This is a genomic window from Nonomuraea sp. NPDC050451, assembly GCF_044458585.1.
On record NZ_JBITHZ010000103.1, the window covers coordinates 1 to 2,969 of the forward strand.

Annotated in this window: 1 protein-coding gene and 1 pseudogene; both read right to left on the reverse strand. The window is 66.0% G+C overall.

Annotated features, from left to right (window positions below):
• Positions 1 to 813: 813 nt before the first annotated feature.
• On the reverse strand, positions 814 to 1,002 hold the full coding sequence (locus tag ACIBI9_RS67780) for a hypothetical protein (RefSeq protein WP_397239658.1): 189 nt from the start codon (positions 1,000 to 1,002) through the stop codon (positions 814 to 816).
• A gap of 260 nt (positions 1,003 to 1,262) precedes the next feature.
• Positions 1,263 to 2,636, reverse strand: a pseudogene (locus ACIBI9_RS67785) (IS481 family transposase); the annotation flags it as partial.
• Between the last annotated feature and the right edge of the window lie 333 nt (positions 2,637 to 2,969).

Genomic DNA, 2,969 nt, shown 5'->3' on the forward strand with positions numbered 1-2,969 from the left:
GACAGCTACCTCGCCGGCCTTCACCTACGCGGAGCCATCTTGTGGATCCGAAGCCTTCAACCCATCTGAAGATCTGAACTCCGTACAGGCCCTAGTTCCGGGTCAAGTGGCGCCTGCCCGATGCCTACCGACAGTACCTGGAGGAGAACCTGGCTCCCGGCGGGACGCTGGTGGTCTGTGACTGCGCGCTGCGCTGGCCGGTGACGGAGGTGGGTCCGCGTCATGTCTTCCAGCACGGGGCGCTTCCACGAAGGCGTGCCGACGAGCTTGCGTCGGAAGCACCGGCATACCCGAAACATACCGCTGCTCTCTACGGTTGACCGCAAAGATTCAACCGACAGAAGGCGTTTTATGTTTGTGAAGCGATTCGTTGCGGTTGCCATGCTGGCAGCTGCGGCTTTTTCGACGTTGGCGGTCAACCCTGCCCCTGCCAGCGCGGACACTATCGTCAAGTACTACCCCACTCGTAAGGCATGCAAGGCCGCCGCCACATATATGAATATATTTAAGACAGGAACGTACTACTGCGTGTCCCGTCCGTACCCCGCCACCAGCCATAAAGTGATGCGGAAGGACTAGTGGCCTGCGGCCACCGCTCGATCTTTGTTGTCTTCACAGGCTCCAAATGATCACGCGGTGGCCGTCTCCACGTCATCTCCGCCGCTAGGGCCGACCCTCACCGGCTTGACCATATACGGCGTGGCCAAGCTGATCAGGAAGCGCTATCTCTGAATGCGCACACACTGTCCGAAGCATGTCTAGTTCCCATGAGATGCCTGACGTTTCTGTCCCAGGACATGGGCGACAGGTGATCTAGGAAACATGGTCGACCTTGTAGGGCCGATGCGCTTTGACGTTGCGGACCGGAAGGTCGGTGGTGCGGTGCACGGTCCGTGGCCCCTCGTCCAGGTCGATGGTCAACGTGGTGTCGCTGACGTGCACGGTGACGACCCGGCCGACGTACAGCCGGCCGAGGGAGACGGTCTGCCGGGTGACCATCATGACGCGAAGGAGTTCGCGCGGCGCTGCACCGTGATCGGCGACCGCTCGGGGACCGGCGGCGGACCGGCCGGGCGGGCGCCGCGCAACTGCAGGCATTTCTGCCAGATCAGCGGGTTTGGCCGGACCCGCAGCAGCTGCCGGGTGTCAGGGTCGAGGAACATCAGCGTCTTCTCCTCGATCCGGATGGTGACCCGGCGTCCGCCGAGGATCTCGGCGGCCAGCAGGTAGCGGCCGGCCAGGCTGGCCAGGCCGTACTTGTTGACCGTCCGCTCCGCCTCCACCACGGCGTCGTTCTCGGCCTGCGGCAGCGGCGACGGCCCCGCCGACCGACCACCGTCGGCGAACAGACGGGCCAGGTCGTTGGTGGACAGATGTGAGCGCAGGCTCTTCAGCCGCGCCCCGCCGACCAGCAGATGAATCACGTTCACATCCGCCCAAAACGTGATCACCTGACCGGCGCGGGCCGGACCGAGCCAGAACTGCTTGCCCGCCACGCCCAGGTTGCCGCTGGCCGGCACCACCCGGTCGAACTCGATCGGCCCACCCGACCAGGACGCCGCTGGCGTCGACGGCCGCTCAGCCTCATGCCCGCTCTCGTTGCTGCTCTTGCTGTTGTTTCGGCGCTTCGACGCCGCAGGCCTGACGTCGGACGCCATCTCCTGAGCGGCAGGCGTCGGATCCGGCTGCGCGGTCAAGATGGTCGGCAGGCGCAGCGGCAGCAGTTCCCGTTCGGCCGCACTCACCGGGGTGAACCGGTCGGCCGGGACGGCCATGTCCAGGCTCTGATGCGGCCTGGCGGTGTTGTAATGGGCCACCCACGCGTCCAGCGCGGCCTGGAACGCCGCCAGGTCCTCGAACGGACCGGCATCGTCGAGCAGCTCGCGGCGCATGCTCTGATGGAAACGCTCCACCTTGCCCGTGGTCGTCGGCGAACGCGGCTGGGTGAGCCGATGCACGATGGCGTTGTCGCGGCAGATCCGGTCGAACAGCACCTCACCGCCATGCCCGAACCGCGCGGTGAACTGCTTGCCGTTGTCAGTGAGCACCTCGCCCGGCGCCCCGAACGCCCGCAACGCCTCGACAAAGGCGAGACTGACCGCCCGGCCGGTGGCCCGCACCACCGCCTTGGCGATCACGCAGAAGCGCGAGTGGTCATCGACGCCGGTGACCACCTTGACCTCGCGCCCGTCGGCTAAGAACACGCCGCCGACGATGTCCAGCTGCCATAACTCCATCGGCGCTTCACGCTGCCAGCGACGGAAGACCCGCTTGCGCCGCCCCGCACCCGGCTCGATGAGACCGTGACGCACCAGCGCCCGATACACCCCCATCCGCGATGGCGGCGGATCCACACCCCGACGGCCAGCCTCATGCGCCAACCGGACCGGACCCCACCGCGGATGCTGCCGCCGCAACTCACACACCAGTACCTCCGCCTCTGCCCGCATCTGCGATGGAGACGAATGCGGCCGCCGCGAGCGATCCACCAGACCGCCCAGACCCGACTCCCGATAACGCGACACCCACCCAGACAACGTCTGCCGCGCCACCCCCACCTCACGCGCGACCTCGGTCACCGAACCGCCGGCCAGCACCGCCAGCACAGCCCGATACCGCTGCTCAACAACCGACATATCCACCAGGGCCAATCCCGGCCTCCCGACGCGCGACGCCGCAACGACGCACGACAGACTGGCCGAAAACAGCACCTGTCACCGATGTCTTGGGATCGACGTGTCAAGCATGTCCCGGGACAGGACATCCGTCTGTCGGCGTAATCCCGAAGACCGGGGAGGTTCCGATGACCCAGCGGCTCAGCATCGCGGAGCTCGTGAGGTGATCGACTGCCGTGATCGGAAGGGATGATCGTGGAACCCTCGGGAATTGCATCAGACGGGCGAGGAACCGCAGGTCGCCAGGTCGTAAGTGATTCATTCTCGCGCCTGCTGCGGCTAGGGCTCGAGCGT

Bases quoted from the DNA above. Each gene is read 5' to 3' on its own strand.
- ACIBI9_RS67780 (WP_397239658.1), bottom strand. From the start codon at position 1,002: ATGATGGTCACCCGGCAGACCGTCTCCCTCGGCCGGCTGTACGTCGGC.